Annotated in this window: 23 protein-coding genes; 10 read left to right on the top strand and 13 right to left on the bottom strand. The window is 71.3% G+C overall.

Annotated features, from left to right (window positions below; genetic code table 11):
* Positions 1-3 precede the first annotated feature (3 nt).
* From P696_RS0135275 to P696_RS0135260, 4 genes are read right to left on the bottom strand one after another with little or no spacing between them, the layout of a single operon-like run.
* On the bottom strand, positions 4-1,086 hold the full coding sequence (locus P696_RS0135275) for an MCE family protein (RefSeq protein WP_026416013.1): 1,083 nt from the start codon (positions 1,084-1,086) through the stop codon (positions 4-6).
* Positions 1,083-2,174, bottom strand: a complete 1,092-nt coding sequence (locus tag P696_RS50205) for an MlaD family protein (RefSeq protein WP_064744195.1) — start codon at positions 2,172-2,174, stop codon at positions 1,083-1,085. Before P696_RS50205 ends, P696_RS0135275 begins: the two co-directional genes overlap by 4 nt.
* Complete coding sequence (locus tag P696_RS0135265) at positions 2,171-3,025, bottom strand: ABC transporter permease (protein WP_026416012.1); 855 nt, start codon at positions 3,023-3,025, stop codon at positions 2,171-2,173. The genes P696_RS50205 and P696_RS0135265 overlap by 4 nt, the downstream gene beginning before the upstream one ends.
* On the bottom strand, positions 3,026-3,829 hold the full coding sequence (locus tag P696_RS0135260) for an MlaE family ABC transporter permease (protein WP_026416011.1): 804 nt from the start codon (positions 3,827-3,829) through the stop codon (positions 3,026-3,028).
* Positions 3,830-4,080: 251 nt separating this feature from the next.
* Here P696_RS0135260 and P696_RS50200 point away from each other — a divergent pair, with 251 nt between their 5' ends.
* The 4 genes from P696_RS50200 (at position 4,081) to P696_RS0135240 (ending at position 7,053) form a co-directional block, all read left to right on the top strand.
* Positions 4,081-4,617: a MarR family winged helix-turn-helix transcriptional regulator gene (locus P696_RS50200; RefSeq protein WP_245627932.1), complete on the top strand. Its 537-nt coding sequence runs from the start codon at positions 4,081-4,083 to the stop codon at positions 4,615-4,617.
* Positions 4,618-4,743: 126 nt separating this feature from the next.
* Entirely contained in the window at positions 4,744-5,568 is an 825-nt protein-coding gene (locus P696_RS53295; RefSeq protein ID WP_157430103.1) for an aggregation-promoting factor C-terminal-like domain-containing protein, read from the top strand.
* Between the two features lie 12 nt (positions 5,569-5,580).
* Positions 5,581-6,189, top strand: coding sequence for a TetR/AcrR family transcriptional regulator (locus tag P696_RS0135245; protein WP_026416010.1), 609 nt, complete (start codon positions 5,581-5,583; stop codon positions 6,187-6,189).
* Positions 6,190-6,402: 213 nt separating this feature from the next.
* Positions 6,403-7,053, top strand: a complete 651-nt coding sequence (locus P696_RS0135240) for a TetR/AcrR family transcriptional regulator (protein WP_026416009.1) — start codon at positions 6,403-6,405, stop codon at positions 7,051-7,053.
* On the opposite strand, the gene P696_RS50190 is transcribed toward P696_RS0135240, so the two are convergent.
* The gene (locus P696_RS50190; RefSeq protein ID WP_034488380.1) at positions 7,050-7,436 is read right to left on the bottom strand and encodes a nitroreductase family deazaflavin-dependent oxidoreductase; all 387 of its coding nucleotides are present in this window, start codon (positions 7,434-7,436) and stop codon (positions 7,050-7,052) included. The genes P696_RS0135240 and P696_RS50190 overlap by 4 nt on opposite strands.
* Positions 7,433-8,428 carry an NAD(P)H-dependent flavin oxidoreductase gene (locus P696_RS0135230; RefSeq protein ID WP_026416008.1) on the bottom strand — a complete coding sequence of 332 codons (996 nt, stop codon included), beginning with the start codon at positions 8,426-8,428 and terminating at the stop codon, positions 7,433-7,435. The genes P696_RS50190 and P696_RS0135230 overlap by 4 nt, the downstream gene beginning before the upstream one ends.
* A gap of 147 nt (positions 8,429-8,575) precedes the next feature.
* On the opposite strand from P696_RS0135230, the gene P696_RS0135225 reads away from it, so the two are divergent.
* Entirely contained in the window at positions 8,576-9,172 is a 597-nt protein-coding gene (locus P696_RS0135225; RefSeq protein ID WP_157430102.1) for a hypothetical protein, read from the top strand.
* Between the two features lie 124 nt (positions 9,173-9,296).
* Here the strand turns inward: P696_RS0135225 and P696_RS50185 are convergent, their stop codons facing one another.
* On the bottom strand, positions 9,297-10,529 hold the full coding sequence (locus P696_RS50185; RefSeq protein ID WP_245627931.1) for an MFS transporter: 1,233 nt from the start codon (positions 10,527-10,529) through the stop codon (positions 9,297-9,299).
* An 80-nt stretch (positions 10,530-10,609) separates the two neighbouring features.
* Between P696_RS50185 and P696_RS0135215 the strand changes: the two genes are divergently transcribed.
* Positions 10,610-11,482: a LysR family transcriptional regulator gene (locus P696_RS0135215; RefSeq protein WP_026416006.1), complete on the top strand. Its 873-nt coding sequence runs from the start codon at positions 10,610-10,612 to the stop codon at positions 11,480-11,482.
* 96 nt (positions 11,483-11,578) lie between these two features.
* Here the strand turns inward: P696_RS0135215 and P696_RS0135210 are convergent, their stop codons facing one another.
* The 3 genes from P696_RS0135210 to P696_RS50180 all read right to left on the bottom strand — a co-directional run bounded on the left by P696_RS0135210 (position 11,579) and on the right by P696_RS50180 (position 14,640).
* Positions 11,579-12,778 carry a serine hydrolase domain-containing protein gene (locus P696_RS0135210; RefSeq protein WP_211245925.1) on the bottom strand — a complete coding sequence of 400 codons (1,200 nt, stop codon included), beginning with the start codon at positions 12,776-12,778 and terminating at the stop codon, positions 11,579-11,581.
* Positions 12,779-12,889: 111 nt separating this feature from the next.
* Complete coding sequence (locus tag P696_RS0135205; RefSeq protein WP_026416004.1) at positions 12,890-13,552, bottom strand: response regulator; 663 nt, start codon at positions 13,550-13,552, stop codon at positions 12,890-12,892.
* The gene (locus P696_RS50180) at positions 13,549-14,640 is read right to left on the bottom strand and encodes a sensor histidine kinase (protein WP_211245924.1); all 1,092 of its coding nucleotides are present in this window, start codon (positions 14,638-14,640) and stop codon (positions 13,549-13,551) included. Before P696_RS50180 ends, P696_RS0135205 begins: the two co-directional genes overlap by 4 nt.
* Before the next feature lie 134 nt (positions 14,641-14,774).
* Between P696_RS50180 and P696_RS0135195 the strand changes: the two genes are divergently transcribed.
* Genes P696_RS0135195 through P696_RS0135185 form a run of 3 tightly spaced genes read left to right on the top strand, consistent with a single transcriptional unit; the run spans position 14,775 to position 18,021 of the window.
* Positions 14,775-15,698 carry an ABC transporter ATP-binding protein gene (locus P696_RS0135195; RefSeq protein WP_034488376.1) on the top strand — a complete coding sequence of 308 codons (924 nt, stop codon included), beginning with the start codon at positions 14,775-14,777 and terminating at the stop codon, positions 15,696-15,698.
* On the top strand, positions 15,695-17,272 hold the full coding sequence (locus P696_RS0135190; protein WP_026416002.1) for a DUF1349 domain-containing protein: 1,578 nt from the start codon (positions 15,695-15,697) through the stop codon (positions 17,270-17,272). Before P696_RS0135195 ends, P696_RS0135190 begins: the two co-directional genes overlap by 4 nt.
* Positions 17,269-18,021, top strand: a complete 753-nt coding sequence (locus P696_RS0135185; RefSeq protein WP_026416001.1) for an ABC transporter permease — start codon at positions 17,269-17,271, stop codon at positions 18,019-18,021. The genes P696_RS0135190 and P696_RS0135185 overlap by 4 nt, the downstream gene beginning before the upstream one ends.
* Before the next feature lie 11 nt (positions 18,022-18,032).
* Here the strand turns inward: P696_RS0135185 and P696_RS0135180 are convergent, their stop codons facing one another.
* On the bottom strand, positions 18,033-18,401 hold the full coding sequence (locus P696_RS0135180; RefSeq protein ID WP_026416000.1) for a hypothetical protein: 369 nt from the start codon (positions 18,399-18,401) through the stop codon (positions 18,033-18,035).
* 125 nt (positions 18,402-18,526) lie between these two features.
* Between P696_RS0135180 and P696_RS0135175 the strand changes: the two genes are divergently transcribed.
* Positions 18,527-19,474: a hypothetical protein gene (locus P696_RS0135175; RefSeq protein ID WP_026415999.1), complete on the top strand. Its 948-nt coding sequence runs from the start codon at positions 18,527-18,529 to the stop codon at positions 19,472-19,474.
* On the opposite strand, the gene P696_RS50175 is transcribed toward P696_RS0135175, so the two are convergent.
* Positions 19,451-20,374: an aminoglycoside phosphotransferase family protein gene (locus tag P696_RS50175; RefSeq protein ID WP_034488371.1), complete on the bottom strand. Its 924-nt coding sequence runs from the start codon at positions 20,372-20,374 to the stop codon at positions 19,451-19,453. The genes P696_RS0135175 and P696_RS50175 overlap by 24 nt on opposite strands.
* Before the next feature lie 16 nt (positions 20,375-20,390).
* Positions 20,391-20,891 (bottom strand): hypothetical protein, encoded by a 501-nt coding sequence (locus tag P696_RS0135165; RefSeq protein ID WP_026415998.1) that lies wholly within the window; start codon positions 20,889-20,891, stop codon positions 20,391-20,393.
* Between the last annotated feature and the right edge of the window lie 89 nt (positions 20,892-20,980).

The following is a 20,980-nucleotide window of genomic DNA, read 5'->3' as shown; positions in this document are numbered from 1 at the left end:
GCGTCACCGCCCCCCGTTGAGGATCGACTTGAGCTTGGCGAGGTCCTGCTTCGAGGGCCCGTCGTTCCCGGGTTCGTTCGGCAGCCGCATCGGGAACGGGCACGGCCCCTCGACGAGGTTCAGGCACATGACGTCGGTGCGGAGGAAGTGGCCGCCGTTGGTGGTGGCGAAGAGCTGCCGGAGCGGGAGCGGCAGCGTCTGCACCATCTTCTCGAGCTGGTCCACGTTGATCCGGAACGTGTCGCTGAACTTGCCGAGGTTGTCGATGATCCGCGCGAGCTGGGCGTCGTTCCCGCCGAGCACCGCGTTGAGGTTGGTGGTCACGCCGGACACCTGGACGACGGCGTTCTCCAGCACCTTCTTGTTGTCGGCGAACACCTTCGCCAGGTCGCGCAGGTTGTCGACGCTCCTGGCGATCTGCTTGTCCCGGACGGCCACGGCGTCGGTGACGGCCGAGTAGTCCTTGATCATCTGCTGGATCGTCTGCCTGCGGGAGCCGAAGGTCCGCAGCAGGCCGTCCAGGTTGGTGATCATGGTGTTGATCGCGGTCTCGTTGCCGTCGAGGGCCTGCGAGAGCGCGAACAGGATCCGGTTCAGCTGGTTCGGGTCGAGGTTGTTGACCAGCGGCTGAACGGCGTTGACGAGCTCGCCGAGATCGACGACCGAGCGGGTGTGCGGGACGCGCGCGCCGCCGTGCAGCATCGTCCGGCTCTGCCCGGGTTCGAGGTAGACCACGCGCTGGCCGAGGACGTTGCGCCAGCGGATCGCGGCGGTCGAGTCGTCGGGGAGCTTGACGTCCTTGTCGACGGCCATCCCGACGACGGCGCGGCCCTGCCTGACCTTGATGCTCCTGACCTGGCCGACCGGGGTGCCCGCGACCTTCACCTGGTCGCCGGTGAGCAGGCCGGTGACGTCGTCGAACTCGGCGGTCAGCCGGTACCGGTCGTTGAAGCTGGTGCCGAGGATCTGCTGGCCGATGAAGAACGTCAGCATCCCGGTGACGACGACGAAGACCAGGAACTTGGCGGTGGTCGCGTAGTCGGGGCCGCGCGCGGCCTTCCGGCGGAGGGCGAGGCGGGGGCTCACTTGCGCATCACCCGCCTCAGCCCGTCGTTCTTCTGGTCCACGTTGGCCTTCTGGTCGAACACCGTGGTCTTCGGCGCGACGGGGCAGACGTCGATGAACACCTTGCAGAGGTCGAGCGGCAGCGGGCCGACCACGTTGGCGATCATCGTGCCCTTCGGGCCGGGCACCTTGATGACCTTCACGAGCAGGGTGAAGAAGCCGTTCAGGTCGTCCAGCAGCACCGGGATGTTCCTCTGCTGGCCGTGCACGACGCGCGCGGCGTCGCCCGCGCCGTCGATGATGTTCCCGATGTTGCCGCCGTGGTCGCGGAGCGAGTCCCCGACGCGTCCGGTGAGCTCGCTCGTGCCGTCCAGGATCTGGTTGATCTTGTCCGGACGGTCGTAGATGACGGGTGAGATGCGGTTGACGTCGCCGACGATCTGGTTGACCGTCCCGCCGCGCGAGGCGAGCGTGGGGGCGAGCCCGGCGACGTTGTCCATGATGGTCTTGAGCTGGGCCTTGTCCTGGTCGGTCGCGTCGATGACCTTCGCGCCGTTCGAGAGCGCTCGGCGGAGGGCGGGGCCCTGGCCGTCCAGCCCGGCGGAGAAGGTGCGCAGGATCGTGGCCAGTTCGTCCGGGTTGATGGCCTTGGTGAGCTTGTAGGCGGGCCACGCGGTGTCGGACAGCTCGACCGGGTCCCTGCCCTGGCCGAGGTCGGCGTTGTTCTTCAGGTACGGGCCGGTGGTCTCGTTCTTGCCGAGGTCGAGGACGAGGTCCTTCGGGCCGAACACCGACACGGGCTCGATCCGCGCGGTCGTCCCCTGCGCCAGTCTCACGCCCTTGTCGACGCGCATCCGGACGCTCACCCGGCCGTCCCGGTCGAGTTTCACCTTCTGGACGGTCCCGACCGTGATCCCGCGGATCTTCACGTCCGACTTGCCGGGGTCCAGGCCCTGGCCCGCGCGGTGGAACCGGGCGGTGAAGTAGGTCGAGCCGCCGTTGGACGGCGTCGCGCCCAGCACCAGCGCGGCGACCGCGGCGGCGAGCGCGCCCGCGCCCGCGACGCCGAACATCGTCCGGGTCCTCCCGGAGAGGGTCTCGTCGCTCATCCGGTCAGCCTCACCGTGCCGCCGTGACCCCAGAAGATGTAGCTGAGCAGGAGGTTCATCAGGATCATGAGGATCGTGGACTCCCGGATCGCGCGTCCGGCCGCGACGCCCACGCCCACCGGTCCGCCCGCCGCGTAGTACCCGCGGTAGCAGTGGACGAACATCACGATGAACGCGAAGATCGCCACCTTGACCACGCTGTAGAACACGTCGATCGGCGGCAGGTACAGGTGGAAGTAGTAGTCGTAGATGCCGGGTGACAGGCCGTAGACGGAGACCGAGATGAACCTCGTCGCCCAGAAGGCCATGAACAGCGAGACCAGGTAGAGCGGCACCAGGGCGATGACGCCGGCCGCCACGCGCGTGCACACGAGGTAGACCAGCGAGTTGATGCCCATGACCTCCAGCGCGTCGATCTCCTCGGAGATCCGCATCGCGCCGATCTCGGCGGTGAAGCTCGTCCCGACCTGCGCGACCAGCGCGACCCCGGCGATGATCGGGGTCACCTCGCGGACGTTGGAGTAGGACGCGACCAGTCCGGTGAACGCCTCCGCGCCGATGCGTTCCAGCCCGGGGTAGCCCTGCTGGCCGACGATCGCGCCGGTCGCGAGGGACATCGTCGCGATCACGAAGATCATGCCGCCGCCGATCACCAGCGCGCCGACGCCGACGGTGATGTCGCTGACCTGCTTGGCGAGCGTCCGGCCGTACTTGCGTTTGAGGATGATGTCGAACAGCAGCCCGTACAGCACCCGGCCGAGGAAGACCGGCAGGTTGAACGAGGCGGCCAGGCCGGCCGTCCGGCCGCGCACCGCGCGGCCGATCCGGCGTACCGGGGAGATGGCGACCATTCAGAACCTCGGGGGGAACAGGACCTGGTAGAGCGTGGTGAGGACGTAGTTGGAGGCGAACACCACGATCGAGGTGACCACGACCGCCCGGTTCACCGCCCGTCCCACGCCGACCGGGCCGTAGTCGCAGTTCATGCCCATGTAGCAGGCGACCGCGGCGGCGATGAACCCGAACACCCACGCCTTGAACAGGGTGATCATCAGGTCCGGGAACTGCAGGAGCGTCGTCGCGCCGTCGAAGAACGCGCCGGGGCTGACGCCCTGCTGGATGACGTTGAAGTAGTAGCCGCCCAGCGTCCCGGCGACGATGACCACCGAGGCGAGCAGGACCGCCACCGTGCTGGCCGCCCACAGCCTGGGGGTGACCAGGCGGTGAATCGGGTTGATGCCCATGACCTCCATGGCCGCGAGTTCGTCGCGGATGTTGCGGGCGCCCATGTCGGAGGTGATGGCCGAGCCGCCGACGCCGGACACCAGCAGCGCGGCGGCGAGCGGCGCGACCTGCTGGACCATCGCGGCGATCAGCAGCGCCCCGGTCGCGGACGCGGCGCCGAGCTGCCGGGCGATGTCCCCGACCTGCAGCGAGATCGTCGCGCCGAGCGGGATCGCGATGAGCATGACGGGGATCGAGGTGACCCGCGCGAGGAACCAGCACTGCTCGATGAACTCGCCCCACCACTGGCGCACGTCCCAGGTGCGGCGGAGGCCTTCGAGGAACGTGACGCACAGCAGGCCGGTCTCGTCCAGCGCGCGGGCGGCGCGGCGGCGGGCGAGATCCGGCACGGCGGTGAGGCTCAGGGCCATCTCGCCCCCGGGGGGCCGGGGCGACGGAGCATTCGTGCCTCCTGGGGTGTTCGGGCGGCGGGGTCCCGTCCGATGGAGCACAGGGTGGTCCGGTCGAGCTTGATGGTTCCGGTCGAGCTGGGCAGAGCACACAGGTGGCAGCAGCATCACATGGACACACCGGCACCGCCTGTGATCTGGAGCACTCTATTGGAGAAAGGTCTAAGAAGCGAGTACTTACTTCCGGGGGTGTCCAGGGCTAGGATCTGCTGGTGCACCAAGACCTCGACGGTTCCGCGGGCCGGTCGGCCGACCTTCCGGAAGATCCGCTGGTGACCGGGATCCACGACCGCTGGGACGGCCAGGGGCTCCCCGGCCAGCCGTGGCCGTTCATGGCCATCGCCTCCGTCGGACGCCTCTACCAGCTGATCAAGAAGGCGCTGGACGGCGAGCTGGAGAAGTCCGGGCTGAGCCGCACCGGGTTCTTCGTGCTGACCACGCTGGCGCTGACGTCCGAGGGACGGGCCCGGCTCAGCACCCTCGGCCGCCTGCTGATGCTGCACCCGACCTCGGTGAAGCTGACCGTCGACCAGCTGGAGGCCGACGGCCTGGTCTCCCGCTCCCGGCACCCCCGCGACCGGCGCGCCACCCTCGTCCTCATCACCCCGTCCGGACGCGACCTCGCGGGCCGGGTGAACGTCGCGCTCGAGTCGCCGGACGGCCCGCTGGGGCGACTCGCCGGGCTGCACCGTCCGCTGTTCGAGTCGCTCCAGCCCGCGCGGCTCGCGGCCGGGGACCTGGAGATCTGAGCCCCCTCCCGCCGGGGATCCGGAGGGGTCGCGAGGGCCGTCCGCGAGGTGTGAGGGTGACGACACAGGGCGTCGTACCAGGGGATTGACGGACGACCCGCTCCGAGCTTGCGGCAAGGTATGGGCATGGCACCGACCCGAACGAGTCCCCCGCCGTCGTCGTCACGGCCCCCGCGCCGTGGCAAGCGGCGCTCGTCCGGACGCTCCCCGAAGCGCTCCCGCGCCCGTTCCGCGGAACGCCCGGACGAGTATCCGGCGGAGTTCCTGGACGAGAACCCGTGGGAGCGTCCGCCCGGCAAGGTGCGCAAGACCTGGCGCTTCCTCACCCACAACGTGACGATCACGATCGTCGGCATCGTCGCGATGCTCGTGGCGATGGTGTGGGTCATCCCGAAGTGGATGGGGCCGGGCGAGCCGCCGAAGGCCGCCGACGGCGGCATGTTCTCGACCAACGACATGCTCGCGAGGCTCTCGTCGTCCAGCATGGACCCGGTCGCGGCCGGGGTGATCGCGCAGGCGAAGAAGAACGCCTACGAGGAGCAGCAGCGGCGGCTGAAGGCGCTCCGGGAGAAGGCCAAGCGGGACGCCAAGGCGCGCGAGCAGCTCAGGATGCAGCAGGAGCGCGAACGGCTCGCCAAGTCCAACCCCAGCGCCAGGCAGAACAAGGCGTGGGGCAGGAAGATGAGCGCCATGAAGGGCTGGGGCCGCTGCTGGGACTCGCTCGAGACCCTGTGGGACCACGAGTCCAGCTGGGACGAGCACGCCACCAACCCGTCCAGCGGCGCGTACGGGATCCCGCAGGCGCTGCCCGCGAGCAAGCTCGCCGACGCGGGCCCGGACTGGAAGAACAGCTCCCCCACGCAGATCGCCTGGGGTCTTGCCTACATCAAGGCTCGGTATCACGACCCCTGTGGAGCCTGGTCGTGGTGGTCGGCGCACCACTGGTACTGAGACCATCGGACGATGCAGAACGGTGGGGCGCCGGTGTCCCGTCAGTGGGCGCGCGCGGACGCCACCCGGCGCGCGTTGCTGGACGCCGCGCAGGAGGTGTTCGCCGACCGCGGCTACGCGGACGCGGGCATCGCCGAGATCGTCGAACGGTCCGGGATCAGCGTCGGAAGCCTGTACCACCACTACGGGGGCAAGTCCGGGCTGTACCTGGCGCTGTACGAGGAGCTGTCCGGCGAGCAGGAGACCCGCGCCGCCGAGGCCGTCGCGGACGCGCGCTCGTCCGGGGAGGACGACCCGATCGCGCAGTTCGTCGCGGGGGCTCGGGCGTACCTGGAGACGTGCTGGGAGCGCCGGTCGGCCGCGCGGCTGTTCCACGCCGGTGAGGGGCCGTCCGGGTTCTCGCTGATGCGGCGGAGCCGGGCGCAGCGCTGGATCGAGCGCAACACGCGGCTGCTGCTCCGCCGCGAGGACGGCGGCGACCGCGCGACGTCGGTGCTCAGCATGGTGCTGACGACGGTGATCGGCGAGGCCGGGCGGGAGATCGCGCTGGCGGACTCGGCGTCCGACGCGTCCGAGATCATCGACGAGGTCCTGCGCATCCTCATCCGCCTCGCGGACTGATCGCGGACGGCTCGCCTGCGGCTGGCAGGGCGTCTACCTGCGGCGACGCGAGCGACGGGCCCGGAGGGGGGCGGGAACGCGCGCAAACCCTTGTGGACAAGGGCCTGCGGAAGATCGGGGATCGGGTGTAGAAGACGTGGCGGGACGGTTACGCTGACCGTCGCGTCACCGACTCTGACACCCCCTGTGATCATTTCGGAGAGCCGACGGCCGATGCCGACTTCCACCTGGTTCCGCCTGAACGTCGCCAAGCGTGAGCGTGTGCTCGAAGCGGCGATGCGCGAGTTCGGCGAGCACGGCTACTCGACCGGCAGCCTGAACACCATCGCGCGCGAGGCGGGCATCGCGAAGGGCTCGCTGTTCCAGTACTTCAGCGACAAGCTGGAGTTCTTCGCGTTCGTGTGCGACGAGGCGTCCCGGCGGATCCGCGAGGAGATGGAACGGCGGATCGCCCGCCTGGACTTCGACCAGCCCTTCGACGGCTGGCTGTTCGACACGCTGTGCGAGTGGTCGGAGTTCTACGCCGACCATCCCCTGGAACGCGGCATCACGGCGGCGACGAACTTCGAGCTCGACAACGGCGTCCGGTCGGTGATCCGCGAGACCGCGAACCAGCACTACCTCCAGGTCATCGACCCGGCGCTGAAGCTGTGGAAGGAACGCGGCGACATCCATCCGGACGCGGACGTCGAGGTCCTCGCGTCCTTCCTGCTGATGACGCTGCCGTTCCTGGCCCTGGCCCCGTACTACGACGGCATCGACCCCGTCCTGAACCTGCGCGGGCGGACGCCCGCCGAGCAGCGTCCGATGATCCGGCAGATCGTCGCCGGGATCAGGCCGATGTTCGGGCCTCCTTCGTCCTAGTCCCGCCGGATGTCGGCGACCAGGACGTCCATGCGCCGGACGAGGTGGCGCGCCATGCCCGGTAGCTGGTCGGGTGGGGTGTCGGCGTCGAGCACCCGGGGGTTGTCGATGCGCCGGAGGCGCCCGAGCCGTTCGACTCCGGCGTGACCCGCCGCGAGGACGTTGCGGACCCAGTCGCTGTCGGCCCCGTAGGCGAGGCCGACGATCAGCTGGTCGCCGTGGCGGAAGGCGACCACGGGCGTCCGGTACTCGCGGCCGGACTTCCGTCCGAGGTGCACGATCACCGCGTAGGGCGGCAGGTAGGGAGCCCAGATCCCCTGGATCGGGTTGGTGACGATCCGGTTGAACCTGGCCAGTGAGCGAGGAAGCAGAGCGTCTTTCATCTTTCCATTCTGTCCCGGAGGCCACGCGTGGCTCGGATGAGGGCGGCTTCGGCCTCGGCGGCGATCGTCCTGACGAGATCCTCGGCGGACGGGACGTCGTGGATGAGGTCGACGCCCTCCCCCGCCCAGACGGGCAGTTCGGGGATGGTCCCTCGTTCCAGGTCGCGCTGGTAGTCGCGTTGGGCCTGCCGGTCTCGGGCGATCTCGTCCTCGGCGCGCCCGCGATGCCGGTCGAGGTGGGGATGCGCGAGCGTGCGGGCCGTGTAACGGGACGGCCAGGGCGAGCGGCGGAGCCTGTCGAGCGCGCCGCTGCGGACGGTGTCCTCGGCGCGTCCGGCGACGATGGCGTTCTGGACGTCCGGGGCGATGAGGGCTTCGCGCGCCGCTTGGAAGCGGGTTCCGATGAGGGCTCCGTCCGCGCCGAGCGCGAGGGCGGCGGCCAGCCCCCGTCCGTCGGCGATGCCCCCGGCCGCGAGCACCGGCACCTGCGCCTGGGCCTGGTGGACGAGGTCGAGCACGGCGGGGACGAACGGCAGCGTTCCCCGTCCGTTCCGGGCTCCGTGGCCGCCCGCGTCCGTGCCCTGCGCGACGATGACGTCCGCGCCCGCGTCGAGGGCCTGGCGCGCCTCGTCCATGTCCGTGACCTGGATGACCAGGGTCCTGCCCGCGTCGTGGACGGCGTCCGCGAAGGGGCGCGGGTCCCCGAACGAGAACATCACCGCGTGGGGCTCGTACTCCAGCGCCCGTTTCACGCCCAGGACGTCGATTCCCCAGGTCAGGAAGCCGACACCCCACGGCCGTCCCTGCCCGGCGACGATCGGGGCCTCGCGTGCCAGCCACTCGGGATCGGCGTTGCCGGAGCCCAGCAGGCCGAGCCCGCCACCGCGTGACACGGCCGCGGCCAGCTCCCCTCCGGCCGACCCGCCCATGGGCGCGAGGGCGATCGGATGCCGCAACCCGAACATTTCCGTGAACACCGTCGACAACGTCATGCGGTCATCGTCGCCGAGAGGTGTGGGCGTGGGGTGTTGGGTGGGGGTGTGAATGGTGAGTTTCGTGAGGCGCTCATTTATCAGGGTCGGGCGGTTCGGCTGCTTGACGGGTTCTTGGGGGCCGAGCTGCCGCCTCTGATGTGGAGCGTGGGGGACGGTGCCCACACGCACAAGGTCGATCTGCGCGGTAATGCCCTGTACTGCGCGGACGCTCGGGAGCTTCGGACGTTCCTGGAACCTTGGGCCGTGCACCTGGACGAGTCGCTGGTGGCCGATCGGACCTTCGCGGAGATCTGGCTCAGGAGTACGTGCGAGCGTGACGGGGTCGAGATGACCTGCGTCGGTTACGCGCCTCGGCGGCGGTTCGGGATCCGGCGGCGTCCCGGAGGGGTCATGCCGCCCCGGGTGGGCGAGGGGGCCGGGGAGATCCGGCGTGAGCAGCGGAGGGCGGCCCAGGTGCTCGGATCACTGCTCGGGGAGGATCTCCCGGTGCTGGGCTGGCACGTCCACGACAGCGTCTTCCGAGGGCAGGTGACCTTGTCGGGAAGCCTGTCGACGTACCCGGTCGCCCAGGCCGAGGGGCCCCTACGGGCCGAGGCGGTCGCTCGTGAGGCCATGGACCGCTGGGGACGGTTTCTTGGATCGGATCCGGTGGAGAGGGCGCTTCCCAGGACGCGGGTCGTCGAGGTCAAAGCCGAGTGGGACGAGTTCCGCGTCGGGGTGTCCGCCTACTGGACGCCCTGAACGGTTCACATGACAGCGGCGCCGCACTCCGGATCGGATCCGGATCTGCGGCGCCGCTTGGTCTGTGCTGCCTCTGTCTGAGGCTTCCTACATCGAGGTGGACGGGTCGGGGGTCTCATCGGGGTCACCGGGTGGTGAGGCGCTCGAGGAGCCAGGCGGCGAGCATGGCGGTGGAGAGGGCCGCGCCGAGGATCGCGACGGAGGACCAGCCGCCGTGCGTCCAGGCGAGGGAGGCGAGGGCGGAGCCCGCGGCGCCGCCGGCGAAGTTGCCGGTCATGAAGGCCGAGTTGATGCGGTTGCGGGCCTCGGGGCGCAGGGCGTAGACGACGTTCTGGTTGCTGATGAGCAGGGCCTGCTGGGCCATGTCGAGGCCGACGATGCCGACGATCAGCCAGGCGAGGTTGTGCCCGCCGAGGGCGAGGGGCAGCCAGGAGACGAGGTAGACGACGGCGCCGATGCCGGTGACGGCCTGGACGCGGCCTCGGTCGGCGAGGCGTCCGGCGATGTTGGCGACGACGGAGCCGAGGGCGCCGAAGAGGCCCATGAGGCCGATCGCGCCTTCGCTCCAGCCGTAGGAGCCGCCGGAGAGCAGGAAGGTCAGGGACGTCCAGAGGGCGGAGAAGGCGGCGAAGGACAGGGCGCCGATGGCCATCCGCCAGCGCAGGACCGGCAGTTCGCGCATGAGGGTGGCGATGGAGCCGAGCAGCTTCGGGTAGGTCATGCCGGCCGGGGTGTGCAGGGTCGGCAGGTTGCGGCGGAGCAGGACGGCCATGAGGAGCATCAGCCCGGCCTGGACCCAGTAGACGGTGCGCCAGCCGCCGACCTCGGCGAGGGCGCCGGAGACGGTGCGGGCGAGCAGGACGCCGAGGAGCAGGCCCATCATCACGGTGCCGACGACGCGTCCGCGCTCGGCGGGGGCGGCGAGGGACGCGGCGAAGGGGACGACGACCTGCGCGGCGACCGAGGTCAGCGCGGTGAGGGCCGTTCCGATGAGGAGCACCGTGCCGTTGGGGGCGACGGCGGAGATGAGCAGGAACGCGGCGGTGAGGAGGTAGAGGGTGACCGCGAGGCGGCGGCGTTCGAAGAGGTCGCCGAGCGGGACCAGGAGGAAGAGGCCGATGCCGTAGCCGACCTGCGCGGCGGTGACGATCAGCCCGGCCATGCCGGTGCTCAGGCCGAGGGAGCCGCCGATGAGGTGGAGGAGGGGCTGGGGGAGGTAGTTGGACGCCACCGTCAGTCCGGTCGCGACCGCCATGAGGAGGAGGAGTCCGCGGCTGAGGCCGGTGCCCTCGGCCGCCACCGCCGTCGTCTTCGTCGTCGCCCGCCGCTGCGCGGGGCGCTGAGTCATGATCGCCATGGCAAGAGAATGCGTCATCGGGGATCAATGAGTCCAACGCATTCTTTTCATCCGATCGATCGCGATTGTAGATTGATCGGATGGACCTTCAGCAGATGCGGTACGTCGTCGCGGTGGCCGAGGAAGGCGGGTTCACCCGGGCGGCGGAGCGCTGCCGGGTCGTCCAGTCGGCGCTGTCGCACCAGATCGCGCGGCTGGAGCGGGAGCTGGGCGCGCGGCTGTTCGAGCGGACGTCGCGGCGGGTGCGGCTGACGCCCGCCGGGGAGGCGTTCCTGCCCGCGGCACGGCAGGCGCTGGACGCGTCGGAGCGGGCGCGCGCGGAGGTGGCGGCGGCGGCCGGGGAGATCCGCGGGCGGCTGGCGATCGGCGCGATCACGACCGTCGCGGCCGTGAACCTGCCGTCGCTCCTGAAGCGGTACCGGGAGCGGTATCCGCAGGTGCGGATCACGCTGCGCGCGGGGATCAGCGAGGAGCTGATCGAGCAGGTCAAGGACGGTTCGCTCGACATCGGGTTCCTCGGCCTGCTGCCCGGGACGATCCCGAAGGGCGTCAGCGACCTGGAGCTGGAGCGCGGCAACCTGGTCGCGGTCGTCGCGCCCGACCACCGGCTCGCGGACGCGTCGGAGACCGACCTCGCGTCCCTGGCGAACGAGACGTTCGTGGACTTCGCGGCGGGCACGATCGGCCGGTCGCAGTCGGACCAGGCGTTCGCGGCGGCGGACGTCCAGCGGGACGTCGCGTTCGAGGTGACGTCCCCCGAGTTCATCGCGGAGATCATCCGGGAGGGCCTGGCGATCGGGATGCTCCCGGCGAACTACGCGCAGCGGTTGCAGGGCGTGCGGCGGCTCTGCGTCCGGGACGCGCCGGGCCGGGTCGAGCGCCTGATCTGGTCCCGGCACCGCCCCAGCCCACCCGCCGCCGCCTTCCTGAAATTCCTGGACGTCGAGATCTAACGGCTGCCACGGAGATCCAACGGCTGCCGCAGAAATCCAACGCCTGCGGCAGAGATCCAACGGCTGCGGCAGAGATCCAACGGCTGCCGCACAGACCTAGCGGGTGCCGCAGAGGGCGTTGTCAATGAGGGTGGAGGCGGCGTTCTCCTGCTGGACGGCGTGGTCCATGGTGTCCTCGAGCATCGTGGACATGGAGATCACGACGCTGCGGCGGCCGTCGAAGGTGACGGCGTTCCGGGTCTTGTAGCCGAGGATGTCGCCGGAGTGGAAGGAGTAGGTTCCGCCGCAGGTCAGCGGGCGGGTGAAGAGGCCGAGGCCGTCCTTGGCGCCCGCCCAGACGGTGGCGAGGGGGCCCTTGACCGGAACGCCCCGGCGCATCTCCCCCTGCTCGGCGGGACGCAGGAGCCGGCCCGCGTCGAGGGCGCGGAGGAAACGGTCGAGGTCGGCGGTGGTGCCGATCAGGCCGCCCGCGGCTCCGGCCCAGGCGCTGTCGCGGTTCTCGGTGACGTCGGTGAGGCCGCCGGTCTCGAACCGCTGGTAGCCGCGGGCGTGCGGGCCGGTGATGCGCGGCGACCCGTCCGGGAAGGCGGTGTGGTTCATTCCGAGGGGGCGCAGGACGCGGTCGCGCACCTCGGCGTCCCAGGGGTTTCCGGTGACCCTCTCGATGATCATCCCGAGGAGGATGTAGCCGGTGTTGCTGTACTTCCAGTCCGTGCCGGGCGCGAAGTACGGCTCGTGCCTCATGGCGCGCGCGACGAACTCCTCCGCCGTGTGGGTGTCGAGCCGGTGCAGGTCGTAGGACTCCGGTGAGTCGATCGACGGCATGTCGTCGTGCAGGCCGCCGGTGTGCTGGAGCAGGTTCCGGACGGTGATCCTCCGTCCGTCGTTGCCGTTGCCGTGGACGACGCCGGGCAGGACGTGCTCGACGGTGTCGTCCAGGGAGAGGCGTCCCTCGCCGACGAGTTGCAGGACGACCGTGGCGGTGAACGTCTTGGTGACGCTCGCGAAGCGGAAGCGTCCGTCGGGCGGGACGGGCCGCTTCGTCCGGACGTCGGCGACGCCGCTGGTCACGACCTGCGAACGGCCGTCCGGCCCGGTGACGCGGGCTTGGACACCGGTGACGCCGAGGTCGCGGATCGCGTCGGCGTCCCGCTGCAAGGCGGACGGGGCGGCCGAGGCCGGGGCGGCCGAGGCCGGGGCAGGGGCCGGGCCGCCGGAGGCCAGGACAGGGACGACGAAGGCGGCGGCGACGGCGGAGGCCGCGACGGCGAGGGCGAGTGGTGCGGTCAGGCGCACGGCGGATCTCCTGGTGAGAGCTTTCTTGATCAACATTCTCGACGCTAGGTTCCGCGTCCGGACGTCACTACCGGCCTCGCCCCCTGATCGGTGGTGGTGCCCGCTACACCTTCACGCGCCGGGGACGATCAGGCCGGATTCGTAGGCGGCGATGACCGCCTGGGTGCGATCGCGGAGGCCGAGCTTGCCGAGGATGCGGCTGACGTGCGTCTTCACCGTCTCCTCGCTGACGATCAGGTGCGCGGCGATCTCGGGGTTGGAGAAGCCCTCGGCCATCGCGCGCAGCACCTCGGTCTCGCGCGGGGTCAGCGCGGCGAGCGCGGACGGGGTCGTCTTCGGGCGGCGGCGCGACCGGGCGAACTCCTCGACGAGGCGGCGGGTGACGCCGGGGGCGAGGAGGGCGTCTCCGGCGGCGACGATGCGGACGGCCTCGAAGAGGCGTTCGGCGGTGACGTCCTTGAGGAGGAAGCCGCTGGCTCCGGCGGCGAGCGCGTCGTAGACGTATTCGTCCAGCTCGAAGGTGGTGAGGATGAGGACGCGCGGGGTGTGGTCGGCGGCGGCGCGGACACGTTCGGTGGCCTCGATGCCGTCCATTCCGGGCATCCGGACGTCCATGAGGACGACGTCCGGGTGGAGCGTCGCGCACAGGCGGACGGCCTCGGAGCCGTCGGCGGCGGTGCCGGTGACGGTGAAGTCGGGCTGGGTGCCGAGGAGCGCGGCGTAGCCGGAGCGGACGATCTCGTGGTCGTCGGCGACGACGATGCTGATGGTCATGCGGGCCGTCCGGGAAGGGTCGCTTCGATGAGGAAGCCGCCGCCGGGGGCGGGGCCGGTGCGGAGTTCGCCGCCGACGGTCGCGGCGCGTTCGCGCATGCCGAGCAGGCCGTGCGCGTCGGGGCGGACGTCGTCGCGCGGGCCCGGTCCGAGGTCGCGGACGCGCAGGTGGAGGGCGTCCGGGGTGTAGTGGAGGGCGATGTCGACGGCCGTTCCGGGGGCGTGGCGGCGGGCGTTGGTGAGGGCCTCCTGGACGATCCGGTACGCGGTGAGCTCGACGCCCGGGTCGAGCGGGGCGACCTGCCCGCTGACGATGAGCCGGACGGCCGAGCCGGTCGTCTCGCGCGTCTCGTCCACGAGGCCGACGAGCTGGGCGAGGCCGGGCTGGGGGCGGCGGGCAGCCTGCTCGTCGTCCCCCGCGTCCTCGCGCAGGACGCCGAGGAGGCGGCGCATCTCGGTGAGCGCGGTGCGGGCCGTGTCGCCGATGCCGAGCAGGCGTTTCGCGCCGTCGGCGGGCATGCCGGGGGTGGCGAGGCGCGCGGTCTCGGCCTGGACGGCGATCATCGAGATGTGGTGCGCGACGACGTCGTGCAGCTCGCGGGCGATGCGGGCGCGCTCGCTCTTGGCGGTGTTCTCCAGGAGGGTCGCGCCGATGGTCTGCTCGGCGGCGGTCTGGCGTTCGGCCTGCGTGCGGGCCCATTGGACGATCCCGGCTCCGGCGGCGACGGGCGCGAGGACGGCCGCGACGCGGGCGGCGAAGCCGGGATCCGGAAGCAGCGCGAAAACGGCGAGCGGCACGATGAGGACGGCGGCGAGGGCGTAGGTTCCGGCGCGTCCGAGCAGGTAGAGGGTGATGAGGAGCGCGGCACAGCCCGCGCCGGTGAGGCTTCCGGTGGCCGCGAGCGACGTCAGGCACGCGCCGGACACGGCGACGGCCGCGAGCCCGACATGCGGGATGACCAGCGGCAACGTCGTGAAGACGCACAGGAGCAACCCGTAGAGGAGCGCGTTGGTGTCCGTGCCCCTGCCGGTCATCTGAGCGACGGCGGCCACCGCCAGCAGCACCCCGAGCCCGACACGTCTCCACACGCTGGACATCTTCCCGGGGTTTCGGACATCCCGCCATCGCTCGCGTGAGGGACCCGCCGCTCGCGCCGGGGACCCCGAAGACCGCTCACGTGGGGGACGCGCCGCGCGTGCCGCCCCACCTAGCGTCGGTGAGCATGGAAATAGAAGTCGACGGCCTGCGCAAACGGTATGGGCAGGTCAGCGCACTGGACGGAGTGTCGTTCACCGTGCGGTCCGGCCTGGTGACCGGGTTCGTCGGGCCGAACGGCGCGGGGAAGTCCACGACGATGCGGATCGTCCTCGGCCTGGACGCGGCGGACGGCGGGCGGGCGCTCGTCGGGGGCCGTCCGTACCGGTCGCTACGCGATCCGCTGCGCGCGGTAGGCGCGATGCTGGACGCGTCCGCCGTCCATCCCGGACGGCGCGGACGCGACCACCTGCGCTGGATCGCGAACGCCGCCGGGCTCCCGAAGCGCCGCCTGGACGAGGTGCTGGAGCAGGTCGGCCTCACGGGCGGCGCGGCGAAGCGCCGGGTCGGCGGGTACTCGCTCGGGATGCGGCAGCGGCTCGGGATCGCGGCGGCGCTGCTCGGCGATCCGCGGGTGCTGATGCTGGACGAGCCGGTCAACGGCCTCGATCCGGAGGGCATCATGTGGATCCGCGGGCTGCTGCGCTCGCTCGCCGCCGAGGGCCGCGCGGTCCTGGTGTCGAGCCACCTGATGGGCGAGCTGGAGGACACGGCCGACCGCCTCGTCGTGATCGGCCGAGGCCGGATCATCGCGGACACGAGCGTCCCGGAGCTGCTGGCGGCGGCGTCCGGCGGACGGGTCGCGCTGCGGACGTCCGCACCCGCCGAGGCCATGGCCGTGCTGAGCCGGGCGGGCGGGACGGTCGCGTCGGTCGGCTCGGACGCCCTCACCGTGACGGGCCTGGACGCGGAGGCGACGGTGGCCGCGCTGGGCGCGTCCCGGGTGCCGTTCACCGAGGTCAGCGCGCATCGCGCGACGCTGGAGGAGGCGTACATGGAGCTGACGCGCGACGCCGCCGAGTTCCAGGCCGCGCCGGGAGGCCGGTCATGAGCGCCGGGGGGACGGACGTGAGCGCCGGGCGGTCGGGCGTGGGTGCGGTGGCGTTCCGGCAGGTCAGGGCCGAGTGGACGAAGCTGCGGACGGTCCGCCGGTGGACGCTGACGCTGCTCGCGGCGGCGGTCGCGATGGTGGTGGTGTCGCTGCTCGGCGCGTCCGGCGGGAGCGTGCAGCACGCGGGCGGCCCGGAGGCCCCTCCGCCGACGGGCCCGGACGGCAAGGTCGTGCGGGACGCGTTCCGGTTCGTCCACCAGGGGCTGAACGGGGACGGGACGATCACGGCGCACCTGGCGTCGTTGAAGAGCCTGGTGCCCGCCGGGCCCCAGGGAACCGCGACGGAGCCGTGGGCGAAGGCCGGGATCATGGTGAAGGCCGGGACGAAGCCCGGCGCGTCCTATGTGGCGCTGCTGTCGACGGCCGGGCACGGCGTGCGGCTGCAGAACGACTTCACGCACGACAAGACGGTCTCGGCGGACAGTTCAGGCGCGTCGTGGCTGCGGCTGACGCGGTCGGGGTCGCGCTTCACGGCGTACGTGTCGTCCGACGGGACGAAGTGGACGAAGGCGGGCAGCGTGACGGCTCGCGGGATCCCGGCGGACGCGCAGGCCGGGGTGTTCGCGACCTCTCCCCCGCACACGATCATGGAGCGGCACTTCGGGTCGTTGACCGTGAACGACGTCCCCGCGCACGCGGTCGGGACCTTCGACAACGTGGACGTCACGGGCACGCACCCCGGCACGTGGACGGGCACGACCGTCGGCGAGTCCCCCACGAACGGGCTGCCTGGCGGCGGCGGTCCCGCACAGACCGGCGGGAACGACGCGCCGGACGTCAAGGACGGCTCGTCGATCTCCGCCGGGACGATCACGGTGACCGGATCGGGTGAGATCGCGCCCGAGCCGCACGGCATGGACCTGGTGCAGAAGGGGTTGCAGGGCGCGCTCGTCGGGATGCTCGTGGTGGTGGCCGTGGGGGCGCTGTCCATGACGTCCGAGTTCCGGCACGGGCTCGTCCGGACGACGTTCACGGCGCTTCCGCGACGCGGCGGGATGCTGGTCGCGAAGGGGCTGGTGCTGGGCGTGACGGTGTTCGCCGTGTCGGCGGTCGCGCTGGCGGTGGCGTTCCCGATGGCGGAGTCGAGGATCCGGTCGTCCGGGTTCAAGCCGCCGGGGTTCCCGAGCTGGAGCCTGTCGGATCCGGAGGTGCTCCGGGCGATCATCGGGTCGGCGCTGCTGGTCGCGCTGGTGGCCGTCCTCGCGATGGCGTTCGGGGCGGTGTTCCGGCACAGCGCGGCGGCGATCGCCGTGGTGCTGGTCATCGTGCTGGTCCCGCAGATCCTGGCTCCCGCGCTGCCGATCGGCGCGTCGCGGTTCCTGATGAGCGTGACGCCGGCGGCCGGGTTCGCCGTCCAGCAGAGCCAGCCGCACTACGCGTTCACGGCGGACCTGTGCCTGCCCGAGGACGGCTGCTACCCGCTCTCGCCGTGGGCCGGACTGGCCGTCCCGTGCCTGTACGTGCTGGTCGCGATGGTGCTCGCGTGGTGGCTGCTGCGCCGGAGGGACGCGTGAGGCGCGAACTGCACGCCGAGTGGACGAAGTTGCGGACGCTGTCCAGCACGGCGTGGCTGCTGCTCGCGACGCCCGCGCTGACCGTCCTGGTCGGGGCGCTCGTCACGGCGGGGACCGGGGTTTCGGACGGTCCGCAGGACCTTCCGAAGCTGGTGCTGGGCGGCGTCCAGTACGGGCAGGCGACGATGGTCGTCCTCGCCTGCCTCGCGGTCGGTGCCGAGTACGGGACGGGCACGATCGGCCCGACGCTGGTCGCGATGCCTGGGCGGCTGCGGGTGCTGGCGGCGAAGTCGCTGGTGGTCTGCGGTTTCGCTGTGGTCGCCGGGGTGGTGGGCGTCGTCGGGTCGCTGCTGATCGGACGGGTCGTCCTGGCGTCGGACGGTCTCGACTCGTTCGCGCTCGCGGACGGGGCCACGCTGCGCGCCGCCGCCGGGACCGTCCTCTACCTGGGGCTCGTCGCCCTGCTGAGTCTCGGGCTGGCGACGGCGCTGCGCGACTCCGGGGCCGCGATCATCACGGTCCTGAGCGTCCTGTACGCGGTGCCGATCCTGACGCGGCTGGTGTCGTCCGAGCACTGGAAGCGGCGGCTGGAGAAGTACGCGCCGATGAAGGCCGGGCTGTCGGTGCAGGCGACCAAGAACCTCGCGGAGCTGCCGCTGTCCCCCTGGCACGGGCTGGGCGTGCTGGCCTTGTACGCCGTGGGGTGCCTGTGTCTTGGTGCGCTGCTGTTCCGCTTGCGCGACGCCTAGCGTCGAGGAGGCTAGGCGTCGCCTGCGAGGGTTCGGGCGGCGGCGAGTTCGTCGTCGTCCCAGCCCAGGTGGCCGGGTTCGGGACGCTTGGCCTGGTCGTCGATCCAGCGCTGGTGGGCCTCCCAGGCGGCCTGCTTGGTGGTGCCGAGCGCGCCGCCGATCTGCGACCAGGACGCGCCCGCCTGACGGGCCGTCCGGACGGTGAGCTGGCGTCCGTACCCGGCCTTGCGGGCGATGACCTCGCCGAGCGCGAGGAGTTCGAGGGCTTCCGCCTGGGTGAGCGCCTCGTCCGCGATGATCTCGCGGGTGCGCAGGTCGTCGAAGCGGGCGACGGCGGCCACCAGCGTGTACTGCGTTTCGAGCTCGTCCACGGTTCCCATGGGACGAGCATGCGCGTCAGGATGCCCTGACGTCAAGACCCCTTGACGATTGGGTGATCTCCCCTCACGGAACGCCACCCGTCACTACGCTGACGGCTTTTCGGGCTCCCGAAGGTGGACGAACGATGCTTCAGACCGTGGAGGGCGGCCGGTACTGGTGTGCCCTGGTCATCCGGCTTGAGGACGAGGTGGACGACGCGCTCCTCGCGGCGGTCGGGGACGCGACGGGCCTGTCGTTCGAGCAGTACGGGACGGGCGGGTTCGGCGGCGAGACGCTCGCCGAGGTGTGGAAGGCGGGCGACAACCTCCTCATGGAGGTGCTGTGCGACGAGGTCGGGGTCAAGGCGGTGCTCGTCCGGGCGGACACGGCCGAGCACGCGATCGCGATCCGGTCCGCCGTGGGCGACCACATGTCGGCGTGGAGCGAGCAGATGCTGCGCGCGCAACTCGTGGACTCGTTCGCCGAATCGCCGCAGGCCCTGGTCGCGCTGCTGATGGCGACGGGCGGCGCCCGTCCGGACGACGAGACCCTCGACCTGCTGCAACGCGCGCTCGACCACGAGAACGAGGAGGTCCGGCACTTCGCCGAGTACGCCGGGCTGGTCGCGGGCGAGCTGGGGCATCCGCCGGTCGTCATGCACGACGACGCGTCGGAGCGGGAGCTGGAGGAGATCCTGCGTCCGGCGCGTCCGGTGGAGGGCGATCAGGAGTGGGTGACCGTCCGGGCCGGGGAGCCGGGGCGGACCGTCCCGAGGCCGGTGACCTGGCTGAAGACCTCCCTTGACGACCTTGACGACGTCCTCTGGTGGGTCGGCGACCAGTTCTGGGTCATGATGATCAGCCGCGACCACATCGACCGGACCTGGCAGGAGGACATCCACCTCTCGCCCGGTTACGACACCGCGCTGCACGTCGTCCGGCATGAGGCCCTGGGCAGCGTCCACCTGGCGCTTCATGGGAAGGACGTCGAGGCCACGGTGGCTCAGCTGACCGAGGAGTTCGGGGCCGAAGTGCTCCCGGAGGCTCCCGCCGCTCTGGCTTCGACCGCCTCAGGAGAGGCGCGGGCGGAGTAACCGGGCGACGTCGTGGGCGCGGCTGAGCGGGGACCAGGTGTCGCCGGGGTTCCAGTCCTCTGCCGTCCAGACGTCCGACATGACCGCTTTGACGAATCCCCAGGCGATCACGCGGTCGAGAGGGACGGCGAGTTCGCCCGCGACCTGTTCGACGCGGGCCGGGACGAGGGCGGTGAGCGCTTCGTCCCGGTCGTCGGGTTCGGGGTCGTAGAGGAAGGTTCCGGTGTCGTAGCCGGGGTCGCCGACGAGTCCGTGCGGGTCGATGGCGAGCCAGGGTTCGCGCGTCCCGCTGAGGACGTTGTCGTGGTGCAGATCGCCGTGCAGGACGACGCGTCCGGCCGCGTCCGAGCACAGTTCGCGCATGAGCCCGCCCGCGCGGACGACGAAGTCGAGCGGCAGCGGACCGTTCTCGCCGAGCCTGCGCGCGTAGTCGTCGAAGGCGCTGACCTGGGTGATCGCGTCCGGGAGTTCGCAGCCGTCCGGCGGCGGGACGTGCAGCCGCCGCATCACGCTGACCAGCGCGGACGTCGCTTCTTCGTCGCGCTTGGGCACGAGGTCGCGCAGGCGCGTGCCGGGCGTGGCCCGTTCGAGGAGCAGCGCGCCGCGCGCCAGGTCGTCCCGGATGACGCGGACGGCCCCGCGTCCGTCGAACGCTCGCAGGGCCGGGATCTCACCGGTCAGCGACTCCGCGTCCGGAAGGCCGAGCTTGAGGACGGCCGGGGTGCCGTCCGCCGCGTTCGCCCTGGTCACGTAGTGGTAGGAAAGCTCGTACGGCTCGCCGAGCGTCAGTTCCCAGTCGCGGGCGACGGCGGCGAGCGTGGCGGGCAGGTCGTTCAGCCACCGCTCGCCGTCCGCGCCCCACACCTCTACGACGTTCTTGGCCAGCGCCCTCGTGATCACACGTGGACGCTACCTCTCAGCCTTCGGGGTCGAGCTTCTTGAGCGCGTAGCGTCGGGCGTCGAACTCGGCCAGGTCGCGAGCCGGATCCTGCGACTCCTTCCAGATCCGGTCCGGGTGAAGCTTCCCCTGGCCTTGCTGCGCGAGTTCGAAGAGCCGGTAGTTGTCGACCTGCTCGTCGAAGTCGCTGAGCGCCCGCAGCGTGGCCTTCTCGGCACGCCGCCACTTTCCTCTCGCGAGCCAGGTGACGGCTTCGACCTCGCACGCCTCCCACGAGACGGCCCCGCCGTAGCCCGGCCCCGAGGACGCCGCCATCGCCGCGTTCCGGGCGTGGTTCCCGGCCTCGGCGGCCTTGATCGCGTCGTCGTACCGTCCGTCCGCGACGAGCAGCCAGGCGGCGCGGAGCTGCAGGTTCATCCGCCGAAGGTTCGCCTGGAGGTCGGGGTTCGGGACGCTCTCCTCCTCGGAGATCTGCCCCTGAACCCGCTCCAGCTCGGCGCGCACCTCTGTGTCGTCCACCCGTCCTCCTCCTGACACCGCCACGCGCGCATCCTCCGGCATACCGGCCCGGATGATCAACACCCGCAGGTGACGGCCCCGCGCGGGCT

The sequence above is a fragment of the Actinomadura oligospora ATCC 43269 genome, from assembly GCF_000518265.1.
Classification (GTDB): domain Bacteria; phylum Actinomycetota; class Actinomycetes; order Streptosporangiales; family Streptosporangiaceae; genus Spirillospora; species Spirillospora oligospora.
Note: the sequence above shows the minus strand (reverse complement) of the source record. Positions and strands in the feature narration are given on the sequence as shown.

What these genes read in the sequence shown, in the direction of transcription:
- P696_RS0135265 (WP_026416012.1), bottom strand. Translation starts at nt 3,025, where the DNA reads ATGGTCGCCATCTCCCCGGTACGCCGGATCGGCCGCGCGGTGCGCGGC.
- P696_RS0135240 (WP_026416009.1), top strand. Translation starts at nt 6,403, where the DNA reads ATGCCGACTTCCACCTGGTTCCGCCTGAACGTCGCCAAGCGTGAGCGT.
- P696_RS50205 (WP_064744195.1), bottom strand. Translation starts at nt 2,174, where the DNA reads ATGAGCGACGAGACCCTCTCCGGGAGGACCCGGACGATGTTCGGCGTC.
- P696_RS50185 (WP_245627931.1), bottom strand. Translation starts at nt 10,529, where the DNA reads ATGGCGATCATGACTCAGCGCCCCGCGCAGCGGCGGGCGACGACGAAG.
- P696_RS0135180 (WP_026416000.1), bottom strand. Translation starts at nt 18,401, where the DNA reads ATGGGAACCGTGGACGAGCTCGAAACGCAGTACACGCTGGTGGCCGCC.
- P696_RS0135195 (WP_034488376.1), top strand. Translation starts at nt 14,775, where the DNA reads ATGGAAATAGAAGTCGACGGCCTGCGCAAACGGTATGGGCAGGTCAGC.
- P696_RS0135190 (WP_026416002.1), top strand. Translation starts at nt 15,695, where the DNA reads ATGAGCGCCGGGGGGACGGACGTGAGCGCCGGGCGGTCGGGCGTGGGT.
- P696_RS0135230 (WP_026416008.1), bottom strand. Translation starts at nt 8,428, where the DNA reads ATGACGTTGTCGACGGTGTTCACGGAAATGTTCGGGTTGCGGCATCCG.
- P696_RS0135215 (WP_026416006.1), top strand. Translation starts at nt 10,610, where the DNA reads ATGGACCTTCAGCAGATGCGGTACGTCGTCGCGGTGGCCGAGGAAGGC.
- P696_RS0135205 (WP_026416004.1), bottom strand. Translation starts at nt 13,552, where the DNA reads ATGACCATCAGCATCGTCGTCGCCGACGACCACGAGATCGTCCGCTCC.
- P696_RS0135175 (WP_026415999.1), top strand. Translation starts at nt 18,527, where the DNA reads ATGCTTCAGACCGTGGAGGGCGGCCGGTACTGGTGTGCCCTGGTCATC.
- P696_RS0135260 (WP_026416011.1), bottom strand. Translation starts at nt 3,829, where the DNA reads ATGGCCCTGAGCCTCACCGCCGTGCCGGATCTCGCCCGCCGCCGCGCC.
- P696_RS50190 (WP_034488380.1), bottom strand. Translation starts at nt 7,436, where the DNA reads ATGAAAGACGCTCTGCTTCCTCGCTCACTGGCCAGGTTCAACCGGATC.
- P696_RS53295 (WP_157430103.1), top strand. Translation starts at nt 4,744, where the DNA reads ATGGCACCGACCCGAACGAGTCCCCCGCCGTCGTCGTCACGGCCCCCG.
- P696_RS0135245 (WP_026416010.1), top strand. Translation starts at nt 5,581, where the DNA reads ATGCAGAACGGTGGGGCGCCGGTGTCCCGTCAGTGGGCGCGCGCGGAC.